At 65.1% G+C, this 25,464-nt stretch carries 20 protein-coding genes; 6 read left to right on the top strand and 14 right to left on the bottom strand.

Translation table 11 applies throughout. The features are described 5' to 3' along the window. The first annotated feature begins 4 nt into the window (after positions 1-4). Positions 5-1,228, top strand: a complete 1,224-nt coding sequence (locus tag B9Y95_RS13885) for an acetate/propionate family kinase (RefSeq protein ID WP_085512558.1) — start codon at positions 5-7, stop codon at positions 1,226-1,228. Between the two features lie 565 nt (positions 1,229-1,793). Further along, on the top strand, positions 1,794-2,885 hold the full coding sequence (locus tag B9Y95_RS13880) for a hypothetical protein (protein WP_085512556.1): 1,092 nt from the start codon (positions 1,794-1,796) through the stop codon (positions 2,883-2,885). A 522-nt stretch (positions 2,886-3,407) separates the two neighbouring features. On the opposite strand, the gene B9Y95_RS13875 is transcribed toward B9Y95_RS13880, so the two are convergent. Both B9Y95_RS13875 and B9Y95_RS13870 read right to left on the bottom strand, forming a co-directional pair. Beyond that, entirely contained in the window at positions 3,408-4,934 is a 1,527-nt protein-coding gene (locus tag B9Y95_RS13875) for an LPXTG cell wall anchor domain-containing protein (RefSeq protein ID WP_085512554.1), read from the bottom strand. A gap of 167 nt (positions 4,935-5,101) precedes the next feature. Next, the gene (locus B9Y95_RS13870; RefSeq protein WP_085512552.1) at positions 5,102-6,700 is read right to left on the bottom strand and encodes an HNH endonuclease signature motif containing protein; all 1,599 of its coding nucleotides are present in this window, start codon (positions 6,698-6,700) and stop codon (positions 5,102-5,104) included. A 150-nt stretch (positions 6,701-6,850) separates the two neighbouring features. Between B9Y95_RS13870 and B9Y95_RS13865 the strand changes: the two genes are divergently transcribed. Beyond that, a complete protein-coding gene (locus tag B9Y95_RS13865; RefSeq protein ID WP_085512550.1) occupies positions 6,851-7,204 on the top strand; it encodes a hypothetical protein in 354 nt (117 codons plus the stop codon). A gap of 440 nt (positions 7,205-7,644) precedes the next feature. On the opposite strand, the gene B9Y95_RS13855 is transcribed toward B9Y95_RS13865, so the two are convergent. The 12 genes from B9Y95_RS13855 to B9Y95_RS13805 all read right to left on the bottom strand — a co-directional run bounded on the left by B9Y95_RS13855 (position 7,645) and on the right by B9Y95_RS13805 (position 21,888). Then, positions 7,645-9,384 (bottom strand): alkaline phosphatase family protein, encoded by a 1,740-nt coding sequence (locus B9Y95_RS13855; protein ID WP_085512548.1) that lies wholly within the window; start codon positions 9,382-9,384, stop codon positions 7,645-7,647. Positions 9,385-9,853: 469 nt separating this feature from the next. Next, the gene (locus B9Y95_RS21195) at positions 9,854-10,810 is read right to left on the bottom strand and encodes a glycosyltransferase (RefSeq protein WP_085512546.1); all 957 of its coding nucleotides are present in this window, start codon (positions 10,808-10,810) and stop codon (positions 9,854-9,856) included. Then, complete coding sequence (locus tag B9Y95_RS20895) at positions 10,752-12,029, bottom strand: hypothetical protein (RefSeq protein ID WP_170169561.1); 1,278 nt, start codon at positions 12,027-12,029, stop codon at positions 10,752-10,754. The genes B9Y95_RS21195 and B9Y95_RS20895 overlap by 59 nt, the downstream gene beginning before the upstream one ends. Then, the gene (locus B9Y95_RS20890; RefSeq protein WP_200811420.1) at positions 12,026-12,412 is read right to left on the bottom strand and encodes a CatB-related O-acetyltransferase; all 387 of its coding nucleotides are present in this window, start codon (positions 12,410-12,412) and stop codon (positions 12,026-12,028) included. Before B9Y95_RS20890 ends, B9Y95_RS20895 begins: the two co-directional genes overlap by 4 nt. Before the next feature lie 160 nt (positions 12,413-12,572). Then, positions 12,573-13,880, bottom strand: a complete 1,308-nt coding sequence (locus tag B9Y95_RS13840) for a lipopolysaccharide biosynthesis protein (RefSeq protein ID WP_143736488.1) — start codon at positions 13,878-13,880, stop codon at positions 12,573-12,575. Beyond that, positions 13,877-14,941: a glycosyltransferase gene (locus B9Y95_RS13835; RefSeq protein WP_143736486.1), complete on the bottom strand. Its 1,065-nt coding sequence runs from the start codon at positions 14,939-14,941 to the stop codon at positions 13,877-13,879. The genes B9Y95_RS13840 and B9Y95_RS13835 overlap by 4 nt, the downstream gene beginning before the upstream one ends. Before the next feature lie 20 nt (positions 14,942-14,961). Continuing rightward, positions 14,962-16,119 (bottom strand): polysaccharide pyruvyl transferase family protein, encoded by a 1,158-nt coding sequence (locus B9Y95_RS13830; protein WP_085512536.1) that lies wholly within the window; start codon positions 16,117-16,119, stop codon positions 14,962-14,964. Beyond that, on the bottom strand, positions 16,100-16,627 hold the full coding sequence (locus B9Y95_RS21190) for a glycosyltransferase (RefSeq protein WP_412458829.1): 528 nt from the start codon (positions 16,625-16,627) through the stop codon (positions 16,100-16,102). The genes B9Y95_RS13830 and B9Y95_RS21190 overlap by 20 nt, the downstream gene beginning before the upstream one ends. 563 nt (positions 16,628-17,190) lie before the next feature. Continuing rightward, positions 17,191-18,702, bottom strand: coding sequence for a sugar transferase (locus tag B9Y95_RS13820; RefSeq protein ID WP_085512531.1), 1,512 nt, complete (start codon positions 18,700-18,702; stop codon positions 17,191-17,193). A 203-nt stretch (positions 18,703-18,905) separates the two neighbouring features. Further along, positions 18,906-19,913 carry a beta propeller repeat protein gene (locus tag B9Y95_RS13815; RefSeq protein WP_085512529.1) on the bottom strand — a complete coding sequence of 336 codons (1,008 nt, stop codon included), beginning with the start codon at positions 19,911-19,913 and terminating at the stop codon, positions 18,906-18,908. Continuing rightward, on the bottom strand, positions 19,910-20,509 hold the full coding sequence (locus tag B9Y95_RS13810) for an arsenate reductase/protein-tyrosine-phosphatase family protein (protein ID WP_085512527.1): 600 nt from the start codon (positions 20,507-20,509) through the stop codon (positions 19,910-19,912). The genes B9Y95_RS13815 and B9Y95_RS13810 overlap by 4 nt, the downstream gene beginning before the upstream one ends. Then, positions 20,506-21,888: a tyrosine-protein kinase domain-containing protein gene (locus B9Y95_RS13805; RefSeq protein WP_085512525.1), complete on the bottom strand. Its 1,383-nt coding sequence runs from the start codon at positions 21,886-21,888 to the stop codon at positions 20,506-20,508. Before B9Y95_RS13805 ends, B9Y95_RS13810 begins: the two co-directional genes overlap by 4 nt. Positions 21,889-22,039: 151 nt before the next feature. On the opposite strand from B9Y95_RS13805, the gene B9Y95_RS13800 reads away from it, so the two are divergent. The 3 genes from B9Y95_RS13800 to B9Y95_RS13790 all read left to right on the top strand — a co-directional run bounded on the left by B9Y95_RS13800 (position 22,040) and on the right by B9Y95_RS13790 (position 25,402). Beyond that, a complete protein-coding gene (locus B9Y95_RS13800; RefSeq protein ID WP_085512523.1) occupies positions 22,040-22,792 on the top strand; it encodes a CPBP family intramembrane glutamic endopeptidase in 753 nt (250 codons plus the stop codon). Between the two features lie 161 nt (positions 22,793-22,953). Beyond that, positions 22,954-24,714 (top strand): DUF4012 domain-containing protein, encoded by a 1,761-nt coding sequence (locus tag B9Y95_RS13795; protein WP_159453412.1) that lies wholly within the window; start codon positions 22,954-22,956, stop codon positions 24,712-24,714. A 142-nt stretch (positions 24,715-24,856) separates the two neighbouring features. Beyond that, a complete protein-coding gene (locus B9Y95_RS13790) occupies positions 24,857-25,402 on the top strand; it encodes a hypothetical protein (protein ID WP_085512517.1) in 546 nt (181 codons plus the stop codon). Positions 25,403-25,464: the final 62 nt, after the last annotated feature.

The following is a 25,464-nucleotide window of genomic DNA, read 5'->3' as shown; positions in this document are numbered from 1 at the left end:
GCACATGCCCACCGTCCTCGTGGTGAACTCCGGTTCCTCGTCGTTCAAGTACCAGCTCATCGATGTCGAGACGGAGAGGACGCTCGCCAGCGGACTCGTCGAACGCATCGGCGACGCGACGGGTGCCGCCGAGCACCGGTCGTACCTCCCGGATGCCGCGGGTGCGACGACGCCGCCCATCGAGGAGCGCTGGGTCATCGAGCGGGCGATCCCCGACCACACGGCCGGGTTCCGGGTCATGCTCGACGCGTTCGCCGAGCACGGGCCGTCACTCGACGAGCATGCGCCGATCGCGGTCGGCCACCGGGTGGTGCACGGTGGGAAGCGCTTCTTCGAGCCGACGGTGGTGACGGACCTGGTGAAGATCAACATCGAGGACATCTCCGAGCTCGCCCCGCTGCACAACCCGGCGAACCTGCAGGGCATCAACGCGGCACAGGTCGCGTTCCCCGACGTCCCGCACGTGGCGGTGTTCGACACGGCGTTCCACCAGACCATCCCGGCCGCGGCGTACACGTACGCGATCGACGCGGAGCTTGCCGCGAAGCACCGCGTGCGTCGGTACGGCTTCCACGGCACCTCGCACAAGTTCGTGTCGGAGGCGGCTGCGGCGTTCCTCGACCGTCCGCTCGGTGAGCTGAAGCAGATCGTCTTCCACCTCGGCAACGGTGCGTCGGCGTGCGCGATCGACGGCGGCCGCTCGGTCGACACCTCGATGGGCATGACGCCGCTCGAAGGACTCGTCATGGGGACGCGCTCCGGCGACCTCGACCCCGCGGTGCTCTTCCACCTGCATCGCAAGGCGGGGCTCGGGTTCGATGAGCTCGACACGTTGCTCAACCGCCGCAGTGGACTGCTGGGGCTGTCGGGTACCGGAGACATGCGCGACGTCACCGAGTCGGCGTCGAAGGGCGACGAAGCGGCGCAGCTCGCGCTCGACGTGACCGTTCACCGCCTGCGTCACTACCTCGGCGCGTACCTCGCGGTCCTCGGTGGCCTCGACGTCGTCGTGTTCACCGCCGGTGTCGGCGAGAACGCGCCGTTGATCCGCGCGGGTGCGGTGCAGGGGCTCGAAGGGCTCGGCATCATCCTCGACGAGGACCGCAACGCCGAGCGTGCTCGTGGCATCCGGGTGATCTCGACGGACGACTCCCCGGTGACCGTCCTCGTCGTCCCCACGAACGAGGAACTCGAGATCGCCCGGCAGACGGTCGCCGCCCTCGCGTAGTCCCGCTGCTCCGGTCCCGGAGCGCACTTCGACAAGCTCAGTGACCGAAGGCGTCCCGAGTACCTCCTCCGGTCCCTGATCGCACTTCGACAAGCTCAGTGACCGAAGGCGTCCTCGAGTACCTCTTCCGGTCCCTGAGCTTGTCGAAGGGCCGATGGGTGCCCCCACGTCGGACCGGGTTCCTCGGGCGCACTTCGACAGGCTCAGTGACCGGATTGGTCCCCGGGCTCCTCTTCCGGTCCCTGAGTACCTCTTCCGGTCCCTGAGCTTGTCGAAGGGCCGATGGGTGCCCCCACGTCGGACCGGGTTCCTCGGGCGCACTTCGACAGGCTCAGTGACCGGATCGGGCCCCGGGCTCCTCTTCCGGTCCCTGAGTACCTCTCCCGGTCCCTGAGCTTGTCGAAGGGCCGCTGGGCGACCCTCGCCCGCGTGTCCCCCGTGCGGAGGACAAAAGAATGAGTGGTTCCCCCTATTAACTTTCCCTGGGAATCCGCTTAGTCTCAGAAAACCAACAGGTACGTCGCGCCTGTCGGACCCCTAGACGAAAGTACTCACCTCAGTGAATTTGAAGACGTCACGCCGCACTGCGGCTCTCGCCACCGGCCTCGCAGTTGTCGCCGGATCCACCCTCCTCATCGCCGGACCCGCATCCGCAGCTGAGATCCAGGTCACCGCAGACCAGATTCAGGGCAGCATCGAGCCAGGGGCTTACGCAGGCTGGCACGAAGGGTATGCCACGCCTGGTGCCCCCGCGACGCTCAGCGATGCTGGCCTCACCATGACCGGCAACTCGCAGATCATCTACGGCTACAACGAGACCGGCGGCGTCGCCGTCGACGGCGTCGGGGTCACGTTCGCACAGCTCGTCGAGTCCGCCAGCTACGCCTCGGTGTCGGACAGCCTGTACTTCCAGGTGCCGGTGTTCGCGGACGGCGACGACACGACCTTCACCACGCTCCGTCCGGAGCTGCCGGGTGCTGCGAACGTCGGCGGCAACTGGGTCGCCAGCGAGACCGTCCCGGGGATCGCCAACGACGCCGTCTACACGGTCGACGAGCTCAGTGCGGCTCTCGGTTCGTTCAATCTGCTCTCGTTCGGCGTGCTCGCCAACGCCGGCACGGTCGACACGCTGCAGTCCGTGACGTTCGACGGCGACACCTACAACTTCGCCGCTCCGGTCGTCGCTCCGGTCTTCGACCCGCTGGTGGTCGTCGACCCCGACACGATCTACTTCTCCGACGTCCGCCCCGGCGGTGCAGGCTTCGCGGTGACTGTCACGGGCTTCACTCCGGGTGACACCCTGACGATCAGCGTCATCGACCCCAACGGCGAGGTCTTCGGATCCGCTGACGGTGGCGACACGGTCATCGCCGACGCAGACGGTGGTTTCGCCGTAGCTGACCTCACCTTCGTGGGCGAGGGCATCCAGGTCGGTACGTACACCTTCCGCGTGACTGACAGCGCGGGTGTCTTCGCCGAGGACGCGATCGCCGTCATCGCTGACCCGGTCGCCGCTGGCGCCCCTGTCCCGACGCTGGCTGACACCGGCTCGGACTCGGGTGTCCTCGTCGGTGGCGCTGCCGCGCTGCTGCTCCTCGGCGCTGCCGGCATGCTGTTCGCAGCTGCTCGCCGCAAGGGCGCGCAGGTCACGGCCTAGTCTCACCCTGCGAAGCCCCGTCGTCGACTCCGGTCGAGGGCGGGGCTTCGTGCTGTCGCAGGGGTGCTGACACGTCGTCACGCTCAGTGACCGCGCCCGCTCCCTGAGCTTGTCGAGGGGCCCACGGATGGCTGCTGCGGCCGGCTGGGTGCAGCGTGGTGTACTTCGACAGCCTCAGCGACCGATACCCCCGGTCCCTGAGCTTGTCGAAGGGCTCGGGAGACCGCTCGATTCGAGGGCGGGAGGGAAGGGCGGAGCGGCAGCCCCGTTGCTGTGCTCCGCCCGGTCGCATCGGCCGGGCCGCTCGGACCAGGCGTTGCGCGCCGACCATTTGCGCATTCGGGTAACGAAAATGACCGGAACCTCTTGTTCGGAGCAGTGTCCCGGCCGGATTGGGTCGATTCGACGTCACGGTTCCATGCACCGATTCCTGTCGGTTCGGTCCTCCGGTGTCACGACGAGACCTGCCGAGCGCGAGTGCGCTCGGCGGGTCTCGGTCGGCGAACGGGTCGCCTGGTGTGGTCAGGCCGCGCGACGTCGCATCAGCACGGTCACCGCTCCACCGAGGAGGAGGAGCATCGCGGCCAGAGCGGCGAAGGGAGCCGCCTCCACGCCGGTGTTCGCGAGCGTCCCGTTCCCACCGCCGGCGTTCGAGCCGGCCGGGGAGACGGTGGTCCCACCGCCGGTGCCCGGAGTCGTGCCCGGCTGAGCGGCGATCGCCACGGAGAACGCCGTCGGGGTTGAGAACGGCGACGTGCTCTCCGGGACGACGCCACTCGCGCTCGCCGCGCGGGTCGCTGAGGCCGAGACGAGGTACGCGCCGTCGGCCAGCTCGACCGGGAGGGAGAACGTGCCGTCGGCCTGGACGGTCGTGGTGAGGGTGGCGGGGACCGCGACCGCTGCTGCGGCGAAGGCGTCGGCTTGTTCGACCGGAGTCGCGTCGTCGTTCGCCGGGGTGATCACGATGGTGATGGTCTCGCCCGCGTCGCCGGTGCCGCTGATGGTCGTCGTCGGGGTGGTGACGACGGCATCGGTGGCGGGAGCGACGATCGTCGGCGTGTTCGCGACGCAGTCCAACGTGACCGTCTTGGAGTCGAGGACGACCGGTTCACCGGACGTGTCCTCAGCCGTGACGGAGACGACGGTCTCGAGGTCTTCGGTCAACGACCAGGATCGGACTCTCGTCTCGCCCTCGGCCACGGTTCCGCTCTCGACCACGGTGTCGCCGTCGAGGAACGCATACGCTGCGTCGGACGTGCCGAGGCTGTTGTCGAACGTGTACTCGACGCCCGGGATGGTGGGGACGAGGACACCTCCGGTCGGGATCTCGCACGATGCGTCGGTCACGGCGCCCGTCGGGGCCGGGCCCGGCTCGCAGTCGAGGTCGAATGAGCCGGTGGCGACGACCACGGGGTCACCTGCGGCGTCCACCGATCGGATCGCCGACGTGCCGCTCTCGTTCGGGGTGAGCGATGCGGCGTAGCTTCGCGTCTCACCGGCCGCGAGCGTGCCGCTCTCGACGACCGTGTCGTTCTTCACGAACTCGTAATCCGCCGCTCCGACGCCGGACGAGTTGTCGAAGGTCCAGAGAAACCCGGGCGAGGGCGGCACGATGCCACCCGAGGGGAGGACACAGCTGGCCTCACCGATGGTGGCCGTGGCCGTCGGGCTGAAGTTCGGTGTACAGTTCGCCGTCTGCACGGCACCGGCGATGACGCCACCGGTGACGTCGATGACCTGGAGCGGGGTGGACACGTCTTCGGTCACGGGGATGACGTAGTCGTCGCTCTCGCCAGGAGCGAGCGTGACGTTGTCGAACAGGACGGTGCCGTAGTCCTGGACGATCTTGTAGGTGAGGTCGGTGGCGTCGTCGGCTGCGTTGCTGACCGAGATGCTGACGGTGGCGGCGGCTGGGACGGCGCAGTCGGGCGCTGCGATGGTGGCCGAGGATGGAAGCGCCTGGGCGGGAAGGCCCGTGAGCGCGATACCGGCGGCACTGAGCGCGATGACGCCCAGAACTGCGAGTGATCGTTTGAGCGGTGACGTCATTGTGCAAGTGCTCCTTCGTTGGATGGCGCAATACTGCGCGATTCGGGTTCGGAGCAGGGAGGGACGTGGATTGGAGCGAATCCGCAGGGAGGTCGCGGCTGGCGATCAGGTGCCGGCGCGCGCAGGGCGCCCACCGTGGCGCGGCGGGGTCACGCAGCGTGCCGTCGTCAGGCGGCTCGCAGCCTCGGTTTGCCGCCGCGTCGTGGAATGCGATGCGGGTCGACATGCGCGGGTGGGATGAACCAGGGCACGTGGTCGCGCACGACGACCTCCCATCCGTCGTTGTGGATGCGATGGTGATGGAAGCCGCAGAGCAGGATGCCGTTGGACAGGTCGGTCGGTCCGCCCCGTGACCACCAGACGAGGTGATGGGCCTCGGTGTACGACGGTGGATGGGTACAACCGGTCCAGGCACACCCACCGTCGCGTTCGGCGAGGGCCAGCTTCTGGTTTCTGGTGAACAATCGTGTGCCGACGCCGAGGTCGAGCACCTGGGACGGCCCGCCGAGCACCATGGGGATGATGCGGCCGTCCGCCGCCATGCGTCGTGCCGTACCGGCGGTGATCGGTTCCGAGACGCCGTCGATGAAGGCCTTGCCGTCGGACCAGGGGCTGGCGTCGGCCAGATCGGGTTCGTCCATGCGGATGATGAGGGAGACGGGCGCCAGTTCCATGACCGCCGTCTCGCAACCCGCGGCGTGGCGGAAGACCTCGACCAGTGCCTCCACCCGCCGTTCGTCCATCGTGCGGGTGTCGGGCATTTCTGCGGCTGGAACGTAGGCGTCGTCGAACGGATCGGCGGAGGGCAGCGCGTCGCCTGCGTCAGGAGTTGCGGCGGCGTCAGCCGATGGATCGACGAACCGTACCTGCCGCAGCTGCTTACCGACGACGGCGTCCATCGTCGCGCGGATCCATCCCGCCGCCTGGGGTGCGAGGAAGGCGCGGAGCTCGGTCATGCCGTCGGGGAGTTCGCGGAGGGTGCAGCGCTGCTGCTTCCGGAGCGCTATCTCGCGCGGCACGGGGCCGTCTTGGTCGAGGCCGGTGCGGACGAGCTTGGCGAGGCTGCTGACCTCGGCGAGCGGCGCGCCGTCGCAGTGCTCGATGCCGGCGCTGACGGAACGGTGGACGCGTTCGGCGTCGACACCGGAGCTCACGAGCCGTAGCTCTCGCAGCAGGATGCCCGCGCCCTCGACGCTGAGTGCGGACCGGACGAAGCCGCATGGGGTGGTCGCCTCATCGTGGTCGACCGTGCACGTCGGGTTGTCGCCTTCGGACAGCGGCAGGCAGGGTGCGTCGACGGCGGGCCGGGGTTCGATGGCGGCAGCGATCTCGGGGCGGTCGCACTCGATGACGTCACCGGTGAGGGCGCGTTTGGGGGTGATCGCCTGGCCGACCGAGGTGATCGTGGCGGCGCGTCCGCGAGGCATCCGCCACCGTTCCGAGAGCATGACGGCCGGCGTCGCATACCCGTGGCTGCGGGCCAGCGGGTCGTGGCCGACGATGCCGCCTCGGGAGCGCTCGGACACCGAGCCCATGACACGTGCTGCCAGGACCTCGACGACGTGCTGCACTGCACCCAGCTGGTCGAGGACGCGGACCACGCCCGCGTCGTTCATGCCGGCGAGCTGCTCGATGGCGTCGTCGCCCGGTCGGATCGGGTCGAGCGCGCCCGACCAGGTGCGCAGGAGCTCGGACACCGTCTCGCCCAGCGTGCCCAAGGGGTCGGCGGAGACCGGACCAAGGGGAACGCGTGGGCTGCTGGACATGGGACCATCCAAACATGAGCCACCGACATTCGAAGGACGACCGATTGTGCCCTTGATCTGGGATATTTAACCAGCATGTGTTGCGTGCTGCCGCGTCGGTAGGTTCGGCCGGGGAGGGGGGCGTTCGAGTGCCCCGCGTACACTCGCCCTATGCGCCCCCTCTCCGTCCGTGAGCGTGACCTCCTGGTCGCACTGATCGCCCGCGGTACGGAGCACGGTGCCGACCGGGCCGTCGCTGTTTCTGATCGGGAACGGTGGGCGGGACAGCTTCCAGGCGTCATGGTGCACGGGATGTGCGGGTGCGGCACCTGTCCCTCGATCGACCTGACTCCCGACAGCGGCGGCCGACCGGCCCCGACGCGTCAGACGGTCCTCGAGGCGATTACGTCGAACGCGTGCCTACTCCTCTTCATCGAGGACGACCGGCCGACGTACCTGGAACTCGCCCCGTGGGGCGAAGAGCCGATCACCGAGTTCCCGCTGGTGGCAGACGTCGAGTTCTGAGGTCGCACCTCGACGGAGGTTGCCACCCTTCGACAAGCTCAGGGACCGGGAGGGGGCTCCGGGATCGGGTGGGTGCCCCGGGATCGGGAGGGGGCTCCGGGATCGGGTGGGGTGCCCAGGGATCGGGCGGTGTGCCCAGGAATCGGGAGGGGTGCTCGGGGACCGGGAGGGGGCTCCGGGATCGGGTGGGGTGCTCCGGGATCGGGCGGGGTGCCCAGGAATCGGGAGGGGTGCTCGGGGATCGGGAGGGGGCTCCGGGATCGGGAGGGGCCTCCGGGATCGGGTGGGTGCTCCGGGATCAGGTGGGGTGTTCAGGCCGGGAGGATGCTCAAGGATAAGGCGGGGTGCGCAGAGGCCAGAGCGGTGCGGAGAATCGGAGCGTTCGAATCCGTCGCGATCCGCTCCGGTCCCTGAGCTTGTCGAAGGGCAGCCCCGCCCACTCAGTCCCGCGTGCCGAACAGCCCTTCACCGTGCTTCGTCAGCACCTCGTACGCGTCGGCGTAGTTGTCGGGCAGTGGGGCCCCGGGTTCGTACTTCGCGAGGAGGATCCCGATGAGTCCGAGGGCCGGTGGGGTGAGTGGTCGCTTGCGGTCCTTGTCCTTGTCGGCACGGGCGTTCGCCTCGGGGTTCGGCGGCACGTAGGCGGGCGTCACCGTCGGCCAGAGCACCGGTTGCCTCGGTGAGGTGAGGTTCACGGCGTTGAAGATGCTCGTGGCGGTGCGGTCGCGTTCGGTCAACGGATCGAGGCCGTGCAGCTCGGCGAGGGTCTTCATGAGTGAGCCGTGATGCATCTCCTCGTTGATGACGCTTCCGGCCTTCGTGTACGCGGAGATGACGATGGCCGGCACCCGCAGGCCGAGGCGGTCGAAGGTGAAGCCCATCTCGCCCGCCTCCGGCTTGCCCGACGGCGGGGTCGCCTCAGGTGGTGCGACGTGGTCGTAGATGCCGCCGTGCTCGTCGAAGGTGACGAGCATGACCGTGTTCATCGCGTTGGAACCGGTGGTCGACGCCCCGTGCTTGATCGCCGTGTAGACCTCGCCGAGCAGTTGCTCGCCGGCGCGCATGTCTGAGTAGGCGGAGTCGAGCTCGGGGTCGACGTCGTCTCGGCCCGGGTTGTCGGGGCGGACGACCGGCGGGTGCATGTCGTTGTGGTCGAACACCATGCGTGGTTCGACGAACGCGTAGTCGGGCAGGTCACCGTTGGCCGCATCTTCGTGGAACTGCTCCATGCTGCGGAAGTTGCTCTTCCAGTACTGCTCGATGGATGGCGCGCTCAGGAGACCGGTGAGGGACACGACCTGTTGGGCGTCGTAGTAGACGCGCCAGGTCTTGCCGGCCTCCTCGAGTCGGTTGAAGACGGTGGGGACGGCCGGTGCGCTCAACCACTTGCCGATGCCGTCGCCCTCGATGTTGGTGACGTAGCCGTGGGAGGTGCTCGCGTGGAAGAAGGAGCGGTTGCAGAACGTCTGGGAGGGGACCGCCGCGTACCAGTGGTCGTAGACGCCGAAGTTCTTCGCGAGCGTGGACAGCACCGGCAGCATCTCTGGTGAGAAACCGCCCATCACGGCGGAGTACTCCTCGGGCGTCGGCTTGCGGCCGCGGGCGAGCGTGGAGTTGACGATGTAGTCCTTGACGAAGCCGTCGTTCTTGGGGGAGGAGGTGTCGGCCGGGAGGTTCCACGGCGGCTGGAGCGGGTTGCGGAGGTCGCCGTTGCTCTCGGGGTCGATGGTGCCGAAGAGCTGCGTGTTGACGTGTGGGTAGAACTCGCCGGGGTCCGGGTCTGGTTGCGCCATGATCTGGTCGGTGGGGCCGGTGTAGACGTGGGCGGGGACGGCTTCGCCGGACTCGCCGGGGTTGCTGTAGTCGCCCTGGGCGAGGCCGTCGAAGGTCTGGCTGGCCGGCTCGCCACCCGCGGGGTAGAGCCATCCGAGCATGTGGTCGAACGAGCGGTTCTCGAACATCACGACGACGACGTGGTCGAACCCCGGTTCGCTGCGCTTGGGGAGCGGCGTGAAGCCGTAGTCCTCCTGCGGGTTGGACGCCGTGGCGGCTGCGATCCCGCCGGCCACGGCACCCCCGGCAGCGAGACCCGCGACGCCGAAGCCTGCGGCGCGGAAGAAGTCGCGGCGGGAAGTGGGGCGTTTGGGATGGGCATCCTGTTCCCCGCAGGGCTCGCTCACCTTTGGCTGCGCGGGGCCATCACTTTTGGTCACTTGTGCCTCCCCTCGCCCATCTCACCGATCCGCATAGACCCGCGTCATCCCAGACACCGGAGCACTGACGACAATTCTGCCCCCTAGCGTCCAAGGTAATCGAGCTGGAGGGAGCACGCAGGGTGTTATCGCAGGCGAAGGGCTAGGCAACCCCTGGGTCTCCAACCCGACTGATTCCCAATTTGACGAAATGGGCCATTCAGACGAGTTCGAGGGTGTCGACAGATTCTTCCAAGCTCGCACAGTCGCGCCGGATCGAATCTGCCATGACTATGAAGCGGACGGTAGGGGCGTCGTGAGCGCAGTGTGGTCTCGGTTCCATGACACGGACGTCCCCACACGCTCGGTAGCATCGCGAGAGAAGCCAGAGAAACCGCCCCTACCGCGATCAAAGCTAGAAGAGATTACGCCCACAGCCGAGACCGGAACCGACCGCTCATCGCTCCACCGGCGAATATCGAGGGGCCTCGCGGCGGACACCCCATCTTCGTAGCTCGCGCAAACGGGCAGCACGGCTTGCTTTGGATCCTGAGGTGCGGCCCAGGCCAGGCAGGAGTCCGATGATGGTCACGGCGAGAAGGTCCAGTCGAGTAAGCAGACTCTGAGCCCTGGGTAGGTGGTAGCTTGCAAGACGAATTGCGGCGTCGGCGCGAGCCCGCTCTACGAGGGTTGAGTGCGAGGCTTGCGAAGAGGCTCCTACGTGTTCTACTTGCGCAGTGCGCAGCGCGTATAGCTTGCCGCCCCCCTTCAAGACGCGTTGCGATAGATCCGCATCTTCCCCGTACAAGAAGAAGCGCTCATCGAACGCCCCGAGGCGCTGCAAGAACTCTCTGTCCGCAAACATCGCACCCCCGCTCACCTTTTGCACAGAGACGAGGTCAACTGCCGCGGTCTCTAGATAGCGTCTGTAACTCGGGCGCTTGATTAGGCGCCCCGTAGACGACCACCAGTGCATGAGTCCATCCACCTGAACTGAACTACCGCTGACGAGCCAGCCGGCGATGAGATCACCACGATGCTGCTGGGCGACACCATGCAGAGCAGTCAGAGCACCTGCGCCGAGGGAGGCGTCTGGATTAAGAAACAGTACGAAATCACCCTTCGCCTCAGTGAGAGCCAAGTTTGATGCGGCGCCGAAGCCCAAGTTCACTGGGCTTGCAATCCACACGTTGGTGCGGCTCTCGAACCTCGCGCGAAGCGAAGGCTCGGCGGAGTTATCGACCACCACGATTTCGACCTTGAGACCGGACTCATCTCGAGCTTGATCAAGCGATGATATACAACGTTCCACTAGATCGGGGTCGGTATGAAAAAGCACTATGCACACCGTGACATCAGTTCCCAATTCTAACCACCTTCGTGTCGGTTTGAAGCATGCTAGGGCGAGCCTCATTGAGGGCTTGTGAGCGAACACGGTATGTCATGGCGCAGAAAATACCCAAAAGCAAGAGCACGGGGCGAGTATAGATGGCATCGTAAACGAAACCAGAGAGCAGAACGGAGGTAATACCGATTCCGCCAGCTATCGCGACGATGTCTGCGCGGCGACTAAGTAGGCAACTTATCGCTATTATGGCGACAGCCAGTAACATGGCACAACCTATTAGGCCCATATCCCATAATACAGTAACGTACATATTGTCCACAGTGGTTAAGCCAAGAATGCCAAGCGATGAACCCAGGTCGTTTTGCAGACTCCGAGGACCGCTGCCTGCAATTATGCAGGTCAAATCACAACCTGTCGCCCATCGCTCGAGGATCTCGTTGGAAAAGAGGCGTCCCTGGACGGAGTCTGAACCGGCGAGCTCTGCGAACGAGAAAAGCCGACTATTGCCGAGCGAAGTCGAAATGGATGGCCAAGCTGCCAGAAGCCCGCCCGCGGACAAAATACCGGCGAACATAGCCAGCGGGCTCAGCCTAACAGTACGTTGCACAACTGACCGAAGAGCAATCATGGCGGCCATCACGATGGTTAGCAAAAACGCTGACCTCGTTCCGGTCATCAGTAACGAGCCGAAGACGCAGGCGGCCGAGAGTAACCGTCCCTGCAGCCGCGTTCGACCTGACACGTTATGCTCAGCCAAGAGCCAACAGACAGCGCCCAGGCTGACGGCAATCATTGCTGCGGGCACCGGTTGCCCCACAATGCCCCTAGCGCGGAAACCTGCGAGATCGACGAGCGAACGAAGCGGCGTGCCGAAGAACTCAGAGACTATCGTGGCTCGCGCAATGTAATCAATCGCTAGAGTAGCCGTCACCACAATGAGCAGAACGAGGAGAATACGATAAAGAGTATCGCGGGTCGATGCAAAGGTCAGGCCAACCCCCATCAGGAATGGCGCGAAAAAGAACCCGACTGAAGCGACGTCTCCAACAACCATGGTGCCGATTCCAATGAGAACGGCTAACGGTATTAGGTGTCGAAATAGCGGGGTGGCTCCGGCACGGGCAAGAACTATTGTTGCAAGGAGAGCTCCTAATGTAGTGGTCGCCAGCGAGAAGACACCCCACGCGCCCGAGAGTGTGACGTAATTGACCGGAATCGCCCAGGCCAGAACCGCCAATACCACGGTCGCACCGTCAATAAGAGACCTGCGGCCCGTCTGCTTCAAGTGTGTTCCCCTCGAAGTGCGAGCAGCCTGAGACCGTCCTCGGCGATCCGGTCACTCAGTATCTCAACATTTGCCTTAATCTTCTCATCGTCCCAATTCCACCACTGCATATCCTGCAGCGCCCTCGCTACGTCAGCGTCAAATCGGGGCCGAATATTGCGCGCTGGAACACCTCCCGCAATTGTAAACGGTGCGATGTCTGAAGTGACGACGCTTCCGGCCAGCACAATGGCGCCATCGCCAATCGTGACTCCAGAAACCACTGTTACCCCGAAGCCGATCCAAACGTCGTTGCCGATTCTCACGTCCCCCTTCGAGGATGGAAAGCCGTCACCTCCTGCACCAGGAAGGCCTAGCTTCTCGCGCAGCGGGAACGTCGTCATTCGGTCTATTGGGTGGTTACCGCCTAATAGGATGGTTACGCTGGGACCCAGTGAAGTAAAGTTGCCAATTACCAGCCTGGTTGAATCGTTAGCGAACGTTTTTAGCACTGGAATGGCGTATGAATGACGCCCAATCGCCACTCGCCCTTGGGACTGCAACTCACGAAACTTCGCGAGGCGAGCCCTTCTCGGACTGAGGAACGAACCGATCTTCGTGAACATTAGGCCACACTCCAGTCATATATCTCGGTGCTCGAATGATGAATCCGATAGAGGTAGCGGTCATCGCAATTGCCCAACCCCCAATGAGGAGGAGCGGCTCGCCAGTTCCAATTGCAGCGCCATACGCGACGAGGCATGTGATGGCTAGCGGAGCCAAGTATCGGAGTTCGAACTCCGGGTGTCCGGCGCCGGTCAACAGCAGTGTGGCGGAGATGGTGACAACGTTTGCACCTTGCGCGATGCTGACCACGGCGATGATGCCGATCACGAGCAGATCTGGCTCGCGGCCCTGAAGCATGATCCAGGCGATCGTCCCGGTCACGCTACCCGCCGCGATGTACAAGAGCCCGACCATGCGCTGGGAACTAGCCAGCATTCTTAGAGCCTCGGAGAGGCGAGCGGTGCGGGCTCCCTCCGAAATGAGACCGGCGGCCAGCGCAATCAGCGCAATCTTCGGAATCGTAGCGAGTCTTGTTGAGATGTCGTAGGTGGCGAGTAGAGATGGGTCCGCTACGAGGCCGAGAGCCCACCGGTCGAGCTGTGTGGCAATAATGCCAAGCGCGGTGGCGAGGCCTTTGACGGTGACGAAGCGCTTTAGTAGTGAGCCTAGGTCGATACCATCTTCTGAGGAGAAACTGTCGCCTCTGCGCTCGCACAGAAATCCAATCAGGAACTGTGCGAGACCACCTACGACTACGCCAATGCCCAAGGACCAGTACCCTGTGCCCATTGCTAGGCTCGCCACTGTCGCCGTTGCCTGAGTCAAGGCCCCCGCGAGAAGGATCGCAGTGCGCTTGCCGAAGTTTTCCCGGCCAAGTGAAATGGCGGCAAACACGACGCCGACGCTACGCATTGTTGTACCTGCGGAAACAGCTACGATCAGCCACATCACTCGGTCGGTTGGGGCGCTGGTGATGTCCGAGAGTTGGGAGTACAACGGCCAAAGCAGCACCGCGCAAGCCCCAAGAATGACCGGCGGAGTGGCCGTGATTGCCGCAAGCTTGGCGACGAAGTTTCTGCTTAAACGTCGTTCGGCGGCCAGCTTTGTGGCAAGGCTGGTTGTTCCGAAGTCAAAGATGATGAATATAGTGGACAAGGTCGAGACGAGCGCCCAGACAGCGTAGTCCGAAGTTGAAAGAAATAGAGCACCAGTCAGAGGCACAACCGCCACAACGCCGCTACTCACGAGTGCCGGAGCACCTCCACGCAGGAGCTTCAGATAGTCCGTAGATCTCTTTTGTTTCATCTCAGGACATCCTTAAATGGCGGCGCTTCGTCAACTGGCCCTTTATCGACCGGATGGGACGCCAGGTCTAGGTCAGTGATATTGTAGGCTGCTACCAGCCGAAGGCGAGCATCGGATTCGGTGTAGCGCAGTGCGGCAGAACGCGTTGCGGACTTGATGCCTTCACGGTAGCTTGGCTCGTCGAGAAACCGTACGACGGACTCGGCGAGATCGCCTACCTCTATACCGCCGAGGGGGTAACCAAGAGAGTCGAGGGCAGGTAAATTTCTGCAAATGACCGGTACGCCACTCGCTGCTGCCTCCGCTATGGACATCGGAGCAGACTCCCACGCCGCTGTGTGTAGGTACAACGTGGCGCTTTCCAACTGTCTGGCAACGTCCTCCTTGCTCAGCCAGCCCGTAACGTCGACACCGGCGTCTCGAAGGTACTTGCGATCGTCGGTGTCGCCGTCGCCGATCCAAACGAACTGGGAGCGATCGCCGACTCGGCTAGCGATATCTGCGAAGAGGCGAGGCAGCTTTTGGTGGCCGATTCTGCCGACCATCACCACTCTGTCTGTCTGCGCTGTAGCGGTGTTCCCTGGCGCTACGACAACGTTCGGGACGAAATGGACTTCCGCCGGACCTCCGAGAGCTGTGCACAGCGAGGCTTCGTGTGGGCTCACAGCCACAAATGCGTCGGTCTGCCGAGAGAGAAGACGCTCCGCCCAGACATAGGCAGCGCGCTGCGCCCGGCCGATATCCGTTCGTTCGAAAGCGAAGCAGTGTGGTGAGTAAACTACGTGCGCGCCTTTTGGCACGAGAAGTCGTCCCAGGCCGGCGAGGCTGGAGTGGAAGTGGACAACATCGGGTCGAATGACGGAGATGTTTCTGCGCACCCAGAGCAGGAATGGGGCGAGTGGCCCGTCGAATCGTCTGACGTCTACTCCTGTAGGCATCACATATGAAGACTCGCCGCTACGTGGACGTACAAGCGCAACGGTATCTGCCTCAGGTATCAGGCTCATCAGGCGTGCGATGGCGCTTTGGACGCCGCCGCCCATAGCTTCGGTGACGTGCACGACCTTCGGACGAGGCCGCTTCACGAGGGGTGCGATTTCGACTTGTCGCGAGATTCAGCGGTCGAGCCTTGGGGGCGTCGAGCAGTGTCCCGAAGCTTCTGAACGACGCTGGCGTGTTGCGCAATGATCTCCGGCATCTTGAGGCGTACGGCATTCCAGTACCGTTGAGGATCGTCCAGGATCTTCAACTCCAGACTGCGGATGGTTTCGAGCTGGGCGTCACGTGCCGGAAGCACGTACTCGGGAAGCCCTAAGTCATCGAAGGCTCCCCACCCCTTTCGCTCGTAGCTGAGATGGATGGCTGGGAAGCCATTTAGCAGAGCAGAGAGGGCGCCATGCATACGAGTGCTGATAATGATCCGCGGTTGCCGTTCTTCGAATATCTGGGAGAGCGTCGGTACGGTATCCTTCGCGAGGCGTTCCGTCAGCGGGCGGTCATTATTGGCGCCAACCTCGGATTGCACTGCCCAATCGTAGCTGCCTGTTGATGCCATCTGAGCGAGTAGATCGTAGTAGTGCCGCGGGTTCTTCAAGTTTCGGGCCACGACGACCGGGGGCCCGGAAGGAATTGACTGTGTAGATCTCGAGATGGTTTTCGCGATTTCGAGCACCGCGAGGTCCGGTATGCGCTCGACCGTCGAAACGGTAGCAAGATCCCGCGCCGACCTGTCGTCTCGTACCATCACGGCCGAGATTCGCCGCAGTCGGCTTCGGATGGCAGTTAGGTACATCCCGTGGAACGGCCCAATACTTTGCGGCAGGTAGACGGCAAACTCGCCGACAGTTGCCGCGAGCCTGAGCTGACCGTAGTGAGCACCGAGCGACTTCAATGACTCCAGGAAATGACCTCCGCGAAGATATCCCCCACCGACTGCTACGACGAGGTCGGCATTAGTAACAGCTGCGCGGATTGATCGGGATGGTCCGAGGAAAACGGTTGATACCATCGAGAGGTTTCTCGAAAGGCCAGCCTTTCCGGCGATCGGGCCACCCCATTGAGTCACATCAGCACGTGCGAACGCCGAGGCGTCCGCAGCAATCACCACAATTTCCGTGGCTCCAAGCGAATCCGCTATCAGCTGCTCCGCCAATTGGACGAGGAGGCCGTCGCCGGCGTTTTTCGGGCTGTACGCGTGAAGCAAAACAACCTTAGGCGGGTTAGCGGTTGAGTTGGTCAATGATCTCGCTCTTTCCTCTTAATTGGGACGCAGCTATAACTCCTCGATCGAATGCGTCCCGCCGCAGCGCTTCAGATGCGCTGAGGTGCCGAACGACTTGGGCGAACGTGTCCGGTGAGCTGAAAGTCCACAGTGGTCCCTCCTGCTGCAGATCTTGAAAGACGTCTATGTCGCTTGCGATGACGCCGCGACCGCGTGCCCAGGACTCCCACACAAATAGCGGGTTCAGTTCCCACCGGCTGGGAAGGAATGAAGCGTCTGCCCAGTCAAGGTGTGACTGAACGGATCTCACGTGGTCGCGATATTCTACGACGTGATGCCCGTGTGATTTGTCGGCGAGCGATTCGACGAAGGGACGATCCTCCCCGTCACCGATTATACGGAGGTGGACAGGAGTCTGAGTGGCAGCGAGCAGCCTAGCAACTCGATCGAGCCCCTTCTGAGCCGAGAGCCGGCCTGCAAAAAGTAGTCGCACATGGTCCGTACATGATTGCCGGTGCGGAGCCATGTCTGTGCTGTCGATAGATATCCGGTTGCGCTCCAGAACTGGGTTCGACGCAAACTTCCGATCGCGTAGCTCCGCGACGGCTCTGCGTGAAGGAGCCGTCACGAGCTGGGCGCTAGTCGCAGTACGCCTGACCAGGATGTCCTCAACTTTACCTTGAAGACCCGTGCCGTCCTGGCTTGGCAATTGATGGAAGGTCGCGACCAAGTTGGCATCTGATAGCTCCAGACGGGGGAGTGTTCCGAGTACCAGATGACTCGCTCGCATTAGTGAGTAGACCGAGGACGAGGACTTGATAAGCGGACGGATGGCCTTTCTCGCGTGGAGAATGCCCTTTGGGCTACGAGGTAGATCGAGAAGATGAACGTGTGCAGCGAGCGAATACAACTCATCGAAGTGACGATTGCCCTCGAAGAGGACTACTGCGTCGATTCGATCTCGCGGCATCATCCGTAGCAGTCCGAACAGCGCCCCTTGTGCGCCGCCGCCTTGCAGCCACGGGATGACTACCAATATTCTCGCTCGTGCCGGCCCAGTGGCGGGTTGTGGCTTGTCTGGCTGCGCCATCAGTGGGCTTCCTTGCCTGGAGCCACAACGGCCCGGATTGTCCGCCAGAGGATGACGACGTCGCCCATGAGCGACCAGTTCTCGACGTAATACAGGTCCAGGCGTATCGCGTCCTCCCAGCTGAGGGCCGAGCGACCACTGACCTGCCAGAGGCCCGTCATGCCGGGCTGCACGATGAGGCGACGCTTGGCGGCGGAGTCGTACAGAGCTACTTCGCCCTCGCGCTGCGGGCGCGGGCCGACGAGGCTCATGTCGCCGCGGAAGACGTTGATGAGCTGGGGGAACTCGTCGAGCGAGAACTTCCGGAGGGTGGCGCCGACGCGGGTCAAGCGTGGGTCGTTCTGCACCTTGAACAGCGGGCGGTCGCTGGTTCCCTGCTGAGCGAGCAATGCGGCGAGCTCAGCGTCGGCGTTCACTCGCATGGAGCGGAACTTCAGCATGTTGAACGGTTCACCGTTGAGTCCGACCCGCTCTTGGCGGTAGAGCACCGGGCCGGGGCTGGTGAACTTCACGAGCAGGGCGACGATGAGCAGGATCGGTGACGCGACGAGCAGGATCGCGCCGGAACCGAGGATGTCGAAGAACCGCTTCGAGAACCGCTTTCGCCCCTCGTAGCGCGGGGTCTCCACATGAATGAGCGGCAGGCCGGCGACGGGACGTGTGTGGATGCGAGGGCCACCGATGTCGGTGAGGCTCGGCGCGACGATGAGGTGCTGACGACCGGGCTCGAGGCTCCAGCTGAGCTGCCTGACCCGCACCGGCGTGAGCTCGTCGGAACTCGTGATGATGACGGTGTCCGCACCCGTCGCTTCGAGCGCTTGCAGCACGGTGTCGACGGTGCCGGACACGGGGATCGTCGTCGATCCGAGCGTGCCACCGACCTTGCCCGTCGGAACGCAGGCGCCGACGACGTGGTACCCCGAATCCGTCGAGCGGCCCAACTCCCCGGCGATGTGCTCCGCGGAGTCAGCGGACCCGACGAGGAGGACGCGCGAGGAGTAGTTACCCCGCGCGCGCTGCACTGACAGCCACTGCCGCCACATCCAGCGCGAGAGGAGGAGCACGAGGATGCCGAGCGGGAACGCAAGGAGGAAGTACCCGCGGGCGAGGTCGAGTTTGAAGAGAAAGGCGACGATCGCGACGAGGCCGAACAGTCGGATGCTCGCGTCGGCGATGAGCTTGTACTCGGCGTTGCCGTTACCGACGATACGAGCCTCGCGGGTGCCGAACACGCGGAGGGTCAGCATCCACGCGCCGATGAGGACGAGCGAGATGACCGTGTAGTTGACGGCGACGTACATCCTGTTGGAGAGGCCGACATCGGTCGTCTCCTGGTCGAAGTCGAACCAGACGAGCTGCGTGCCGAACACCACCCAGATGAGTACGAGCGCATCGGTCAAGGCCAGACGGTTCGCGTACACCCGACGCCAATCGCGCACGGCGACGGGAGCTGGGGCGGGGGCAGTGCTCGCAGGCGTCGTTGACAGCGGCACGGAAGGCTGCGACAGCATGCGGTCTCCGTGGTGGAACACGTAGTTACTACTGATGACGATGGGCAGAATCACGGTTTCGATACGCGGCTGTATCGATGTTGTTGAGACTAGCGGTCGAGATGCGCAACATCTGTCCTCCTTTTGGTGGATGTCACCCGTTTGGGCCACGAGAGCGACAAATGTAGGGAAAACCCTACTGCGAGCGGCGTCTGAAGAATGGCTCAGGATGAGAGTGCTGTCCAGGTGGCCCCGCCATCGCTCGTGGTGAACAGCGCGTCGCCAACCCAGAGCCAGCTCGCGCCGTCGCTGGAGGCCAGTGCCGCCGGCTCTGCGAGGTCGGCGTCGGAAACGCAGCCGATGCTCTCAGCTGAGGATGCCGAGGTGAGCGTGGCGCCCGACACGCGAAGCACGCCAAGTCCCGCGCACCCCGGAACGCCTCGGGCGGCGAACACGATCTGCTCGGCCTGGACATCGAGGGCGTGGATACCGGCGAACGGGATCGCCGACCATGATCCGGTCGTCGCGTCCCACTCTGCGAGCACAGCTGAACAGGCGGCTACGGTGCGCTCGGACCCCGCCGCCATGGCCTCGACCCCTGGACACGGTGCGGCTACCGTTTGACCAGCCAGCACAACAGCGCTCGAGCCATCGGCTGCAGCCGGCGTCTGGTACGCGACGGTCGAGAGCAACTCGGGCGAGGAGTCCCAGGTGTCGCCGGCGTCGGTCGACGAGAATCCGCTGACCGCGCAGTCCACCCCGGCTGATCCGACGAGCTGCACCTCGTCCTCGCTCGTCGCCGTCAGGGCGTAGACGACGCGGAGGTCGAACGCCTGGGCGGTCGGGATCACCGCCCAGGTGACACCAGCGTCCTCGCTGCGCTCGACGACGGCGGGAGCCTCGCAGGTGCCCTGTGTCGCACGCCAGAGGACCGTGGCGTTCCCCGCAGCCATGAACCGCTCGGTCGACTGAGTGGCAACGGGCTCCTCAGTGACCTCCGGCGAGGCAGTGGCCGACGGCGTCCCACCGAACGTCGGAATCGGGCGCTGCGTGGGCTCATCGGTGCTACGGCCGTTGGCCGTGAGCGCGAGCCCGACGAGGACGACATCAGCGATGAGGAACAGCGCTAGCCCGATGATCGCCAGCGTCCGACGTTTGGAGCCGAGCCGATCCCAGAAGGTCTCCTTGCGATCGCCCGCGCGATACGTGGACCTGCTCTGCTTGGGCGTCACGCTCGGTCGCCTGCCTGAGCGAGTCGATCCGCGATGACGGCCACGTGGCCGTGGATCTGGTCGCCGACCCGCGCGTAGGTGGACGCGCTCCGGCGGTACGGGTCTTCGATGTCGTCATCGTCCGGGTCCTCCGGTGGGGGAACGGCTCCTCGCTGCGCGGCCACCTCGTTGACGAGTGCCCACGGATCGGAGACGACCGGGGCCTCTGCAACGAGCCTCGCGAACTGCGGCACGGTGAACGAGACGCGGGAGGCTCGGGGGAGGAGCCGTGCCACGACGCTGCGGTGCTCGCGGGTCGCCGTCAGGATCAAGTCGGCATCGGCCACGAGGTCGCGGTCGAGCGGTGTGGGGACGTGGCCCTCCGGTGAGCCACCGAACCGGCGCGACTGTTCGACCACCTCGTGGGGCATCTCGAGGCCCTGGCCGACTCCCGTACCCGCGCTCGACACAGCGATCGGCCTGCTGCCAGCGGTCACCCCGGCTGCGGCGAGCCTCGCCGTGAGGATCTGCGCACCGAGCGCTGAGCGGCAGATGTTCCCCGTGCAGACGAAGAGGACCGAGAACGGCCGCTCATGGGTTCCAGAGGAACCCGTCACTTCTTCACATCCTCGGCGTAGCCGTACCCGGCTCCGTAGCCGTAGCGCGCATACCCGTAGGCGTCGGGCCCCTTGGTTGGAACCATCGTCATGACGAGCCCCGCGATGGAGGCGTTCACATGAGCGAGCGACTCGATCGCGCCCTTGAGCTGGTTCTTGTGCGTGCGACCCGCTGCCACGACGACCAACGCGCCGCCGGTGTGACGGGCGAGGAGCGCACCGTCGGTGACTGGCAGGAGCGGCGGTGCGTCGATGAGGACGTAGTCGAACTGCTGCTCGAGGCCGCGGATCAGCTTCTGCATCGTCACGGAGCCGAGGAGCTCGCTGGGGTTCGGTGGAACGGCACCGGCAGGCAGGATCTGCAAGAGCCCGCGCCCCCAGGGCTGGATGGTGTCATCGAGGGAAGCGCGCCGGATCAAGACATCGCTGAGCCCGACCGCGCCCTCGATGTCGAAGTAATTCGCAAGCTTGGGGCGCCGCAGGTCTGCGTCGATGAGTACGACCCTGTGGCCGGCGTCGGCGAGCGCGATTGCCAGATTCGCCGCCGTCGTGCTCTTGCCCTCGCTCTGGATCGAGGACGTGATGACGTAGCTGCGAGGCTGGTCGGTCACGTCGAGGAACTGCAAATTCGTCCGGAGGCTGCGGAACGACTCGGCGCGCGGGCTCTTCGGGTCGGCCTGCACGATGAGTGGTCGCTGCCGGGCCTTCGGATCGAAGGCGATGCCGCCCATGAGCGGGATGTCGGTGACACCTTCGACGTCGCGCTCGTTGCGGATGCGGGTGTCCAGCGTCTCCTTCAACACGGCGAAACCGACCCCGAGAGCGAGACCGATAAGGAGGCCGAGGGCGATGTTGAGCGGGACGTTCGGGCTCACCGGAGCGTTCGGCACGTCGGCCTGCTGCACCAGGGTGAGCTTGACCGGACTGGAAGCGCCATCCTCCGGCGTTTCGATCTTGGACACTGCATTAGTGAGACTTTCGGCGGTGGTGTTCGCGATCTCGGCTGCAAGGACCGGATCGGGGCTCATCGCGGTGATCTCGATGAGGGTGGTGTCAAGCGGCGCTGACGCGGTCACCTGCTCGGCGAGCTGCCCGGCCGTGATGTTGAGCTGTAGTGTGCCGATGACCGGGAGCAACACGATCGGAGTGCTGACGAGGTCGGCGTAGGTTTTCACCCGCTGCTGAGTAAACGTGTTGCCTTGGGCGAGTTCCTGCACGTTGTCGCTGGACTGCGTCGAGACGAACACCTTGGCCGACGAGCTGTATTCCGGCGTCTTGACGATCGAATAGGTCGCAGCCACACCGATCCCGACGAGCGCGAGCGCCACGATCAGCACCCAGTACTTGCGAAGGACACGGAGATAGTCACGAAGCTCCACGCGGTGGCGTCCGATCAGTCAGAGGGGAGAGCATGGCACCTCGGTTGGAGGCGGCCCCGAAGAGGGGGTTGTGAGCCATGGTGCCACAAACCGTCAGCTGTTCCCGAGCGTCGTGATCGAGCGAGTCGACGCGTGGCGTAGCTTTGCGACCGTGACGGACGACCCAGGAACCCCTTCGAGTACGGACACGCGACACGCCAGGACGCGGCTGACCATCGCCCTCATCGGGCTCGCTGTCGCAGCGCTCCTGGCCGCGACCATGCGGGCCGGGGTGCAGATCCCGCAGCCGTTCGACGCGCTCGGTGGCTACGTGCTGGTGTGGGTCCCACTCCTCGGCGCGGTTCTGCTCGCCCGGTTCGCTATTTCGGCTCCTCGGGGAAGTGCACCGGTGCTCGGCCTCGCTCTCCGACCGATCGACCTCCTCTGGGGGCTGGCCGCGGGGCTGATCCTCCGCATCCTCGTCAGTGTCCTCGAGGTGGTCGTCTACGGCTCACTGCCGTCGACGGCCGGCGGCGGAGCGCCGACCGGGAGCGCGCTCATCGTGATGTCGTTCATCGTCGCAGTGCTCGCAGCGACGGTGATCGCGCCCGTCGTCGAGGAGCTGTTCTTCCGGGGGCTCGTGCTGCGATCGGTGCGCGGGAGTCTGCCCGGCCGGGTCGCGTGGATCGCCGTCGTGATCTCGGCAGCGCTGTTCGCTTCGCTGCACCTCGTGGTCGCCAGCGGGCCGTCGGAAGCACTCGTCACCGGTGTCGGGACGTTCCTCGTCGGCCTCGGAACCGGCACCGCCGCAGTCCTCACCGGGCGCCTCGGTCCGGCCATCGTGACGCACATCGTCTTCAACGCCTCGCTCCTCGTGCTCGGTGTGACCGCCGTGTCCGGTGGAACAGGCGTCGTGATTGAATAGCGCCCATGCCGTCCCCATCCGACGACCGTCGTTCATCTTCCGGCGATCGCCCCGCCGCCCGACGGTCCGAGGGGTCGAGCCGCACTGACGGTTCTCGCCGCAGGTCGAGCGCCAGTTCGCGCGCCCGTCGCCGGGAGGGTGCGCGTGACGAGCGGCTGAAGGTGCGCCGTCGCAGGACGCTGCTCATCGTCGGTGGTCTCGTCCTCGTCGTTGTCGCGGCTGTGGCCTGGATCGGCGTGCGCGCATTCCTCGCCAAGGGTGAGCTCGAAGCGGCTGTTCCGCTGGCGCAGACGGTTCGCGAGCAGGTCGTCGCCGACGATCCGGGCGCGGCCGGCAAGACCGCACGCGAGCTGGCTGCGCATGCGCGATCGGCCGCCGGCCTCACGAGTGATCCGATCTGGCGAGCCGCCGAGATCGTCCCGTGGGTCGGACCGAACCTCACCGCCGTCCGCGAGCTGGCCGGCGCGACCGAAGACGTCGCGGTTGGCGCCATCACACCATTGGTGAACCTCGCGGGTTCCCTCCGCCCGGAACTGTTCAAGCCGGTCGATGGCGCGGTGCCGGTGGAGCCGATCGTCGATGCGCAGGCGGACGTGCGCAAGGCCGACGACGCCCTGGAAGATGCCGCCGAACGCGTGCGGACGATCGACGAGGGCCCGCTCATCAGTCAGGTCCGCGGCGCGGTCGACCAGCTGCGCCCCGTTCTCACCGAGACCGCCGACACCGTGGACGCGGCGAGGCGGGCGATCGACCTGATGCCGGCCATGCTCGGCGCCGACGGGCCGCGCACCTACCTCGTGATGTTCCAGAACCCGGCCGAGCCGCGCGCGAGTGGCGGGAACCCCGGCGCGCTCGCGCTCATCGGAACCGATGGAGGACGCATCACGTTGCTCCAGCAGGCGTCCACCGCCGACTTCCCGCGGTTCCCGGAGCCCGTGTTGCCGCTTGCGAGCGACACCGCCGGCATCTATGGGAACATCACCGGTCGATGGTTGCAGAACGTCACGCTGACGCCCCGGTTCCAGGAGTCAGCCCAGCTGGCCTCCGAGATGTGGCTCGAACGGTTCGGAACCAGGGTCGACGGCGTGCTCAGCATCGACCCGGTCGCCCTCGGCTACCTGCTCGACGCGACCGGCCCGATCGCCCTCGCCACCGGCGACGAGCTGACCTCGGCGAACGCAGCCGCTCTGCTGCTCAACGAGGTCTATGTGCGGTACCCGGTCGGCCCCGATCAGGACGCATTCTTCGCCGCGGCCTCCGGAGCGGTCTTCGAACGGATCGCCTCCGGCACCTTCGACCCGACCAAGCTGATCGGAGCGCTCGCGCAGGCAGGCTCGGAGCGACGCGTACTGATCTGGAATGCGAATGCATCCGAACAGACGCTGCTGGACGGGACGACGCTGACGGACCTGCTGCCGACCGCGGCCCAGGCGCCCAACGCGTTCGGCGTGTACATCAACGACGCCACCGGCAGCAAGATGGGCTACTACCTCGACGTGCAGACGGCCGTCGGGTCGGCGCAATGCGACTCCGACGGGAAACTCCTCGGCCTGCGATTGACCCTGACGAACACCGCACCTGCTGACGCGGCGACGACGCTCAACGACTACATCACGGGCCAGGGCCAGTACGGCGTGCCCAAGGGCAGCTTCCGGTTCCGGGTGATCGTCTATGCGCCTCCCGGGTCCATGCCGGGCGGTGTCGAGCGCGATGGAGCGGTGCTCCCTTCCCAACTGGCGACCGACGGAGAGTTTCCGATCACCCAGTTTGCGATCGAACTCGCGCCCGGCGAGAGCACGACCGTCGACCTCGGTGTGACGGCGTATGAAGCGTCAGGAGCCCCGGAAGTCGTGGCCACGCCGAAAGTTCATCTCTCTGAAACACAACAAGCGTCCATTAACTGTGAATTTGCTCTACAGTAAGGACTGTTGTCGCTCTTGACCCGTTTTCGGGGGGTGTCGGGGAGGCACGCTCTACTTCCGCCGCTCGACGACATCGTCAAGGCGGTCGGCTACAGCACTGTCATTGCACCAGCACACCTGCAGAGCCTTCAAGGGGACACTCATGATCAAGAAAATCACCGCGATCTTCGCGCTGGTCCTCGCGGGCCTGTTCATCGCGCCTGTCGCAGCCAACGCCTTCTACGCTCCCGACGGATCCGTCACGGTCAGTGGCACGGTCACGCCGGGCGGCACCAGCACGGTCGCCTTCACCGGTGGATCCTTCCAGCCCGGCGAGACGGTCTCGTTCACGCTGACCGGTGAGAACGCCTCCGGCGCCACCCTCGCCGCGGTCGAGACGAAGTCCCTCGAGAAGACGGCATCGGGCACCGGTGCAGTCAACCTCAACGTGACGCTTCCGAGCAACGCCAGCGGCACCTACACCGTTGCGGCAGTCGGCCTCACCTCGGGCACGCCCGGCAGCGCCACCCTCACGGTGACGGCAGCTGGCGCGGGCGGCTCGGGCGACAACGACAACGACCTCGCTGACACCGGCTTCGGCGCTCCGGCGTTCGTCGTCTGGGGTGCAGCCGGCGCAGTCGCCCTCGGCGCAGCGCTCATCGCGGTCCTCGTCATGGTTCGCCGCCAGCGCGCTTCGCTCGCGGCCTAGTCACATCGCGGCTCACGCCGCACACGAAACGGCGGCCGGTGCTTCTGCACCGGCCGCCGTTT

This window comes from Plantibacter flavus (assembly GCF_900177615.1).
GTDB lineage: Bacteria > Actinomycetota > Actinomycetes > Actinomycetales > Microbacteriaceae > Plantibacter > Plantibacter flavus.
Note: the sequence above shows the minus strand (reverse complement) of the source record. Positions and strands in the feature narration are given on the sequence as shown.

Coding starts and splice junctions, on each gene's coding strand:
- B9Y95_RS13885 (WP_085512558.1), top strand. CDS start 5: ATGCCCACCGTCCTCGTGGTGAACTCCGGTTCCTCGTCGTTCAAGTAC.
- B9Y95_RS13875 (WP_085512554.1), bottom strand. CDS start 4,934: ATGACGTCACCGCTCAAACGATCACTCGCAGTTCTGGGCGTCATCGCG.
- B9Y95_RS13870 (WP_085512552.1), bottom strand. CDS start 6,700: ATGTCCAGCAGCCCACGCGTTCCCCTTGGTCCGGTCTCCGCCGACCCC.
- B9Y95_RS13865 (WP_085512550.1), top strand. CDS start 6,851: ATGCGCCCCCTCTCCGTCCGTGAGCGTGACCTCCTGGTCGCACTGATC.
- B9Y95_RS21195 (WP_085512546.1), bottom strand. CDS start 10,810: ATGAGGCTCGCCCTAGCATGCTTCAAACCGACACGAAGGTGGTTAGAA.
- B9Y95_RS20890 (WP_200811420.1), bottom strand. CDS start 12,412: ATGACGACGTTCCCGCTGCGCGAGAAGCTAGGCCTTCCTGGTGCAGGA.
- B9Y95_RS13840 (WP_143736488.1), bottom strand. CDS start 13,880: ATGAAACAAAAGAGATCTACGGACTATCTGAAGCTCCTGCGTGGAGGT.
- B9Y95_RS21190 (WP_412458829.1), bottom strand. CDS start 16,627: ATGGCTCCGCACCGGCAATCATGTACGGACCATGTGCGACTACTTTTT.
- B9Y95_RS13820 (WP_085512531.1), bottom strand. CDS start 18,702: ATGCTGTCGCAGCCTTCCGTGCCGCTGTCAACGACGCCTGCGAGCACT.
- B9Y95_RS13790 (WP_085512517.1), top strand. CDS start 24,857: ATGATCAAGAAAATCACCGCGATCTTCGCGCTGGTCCTCGCGGGCCTG.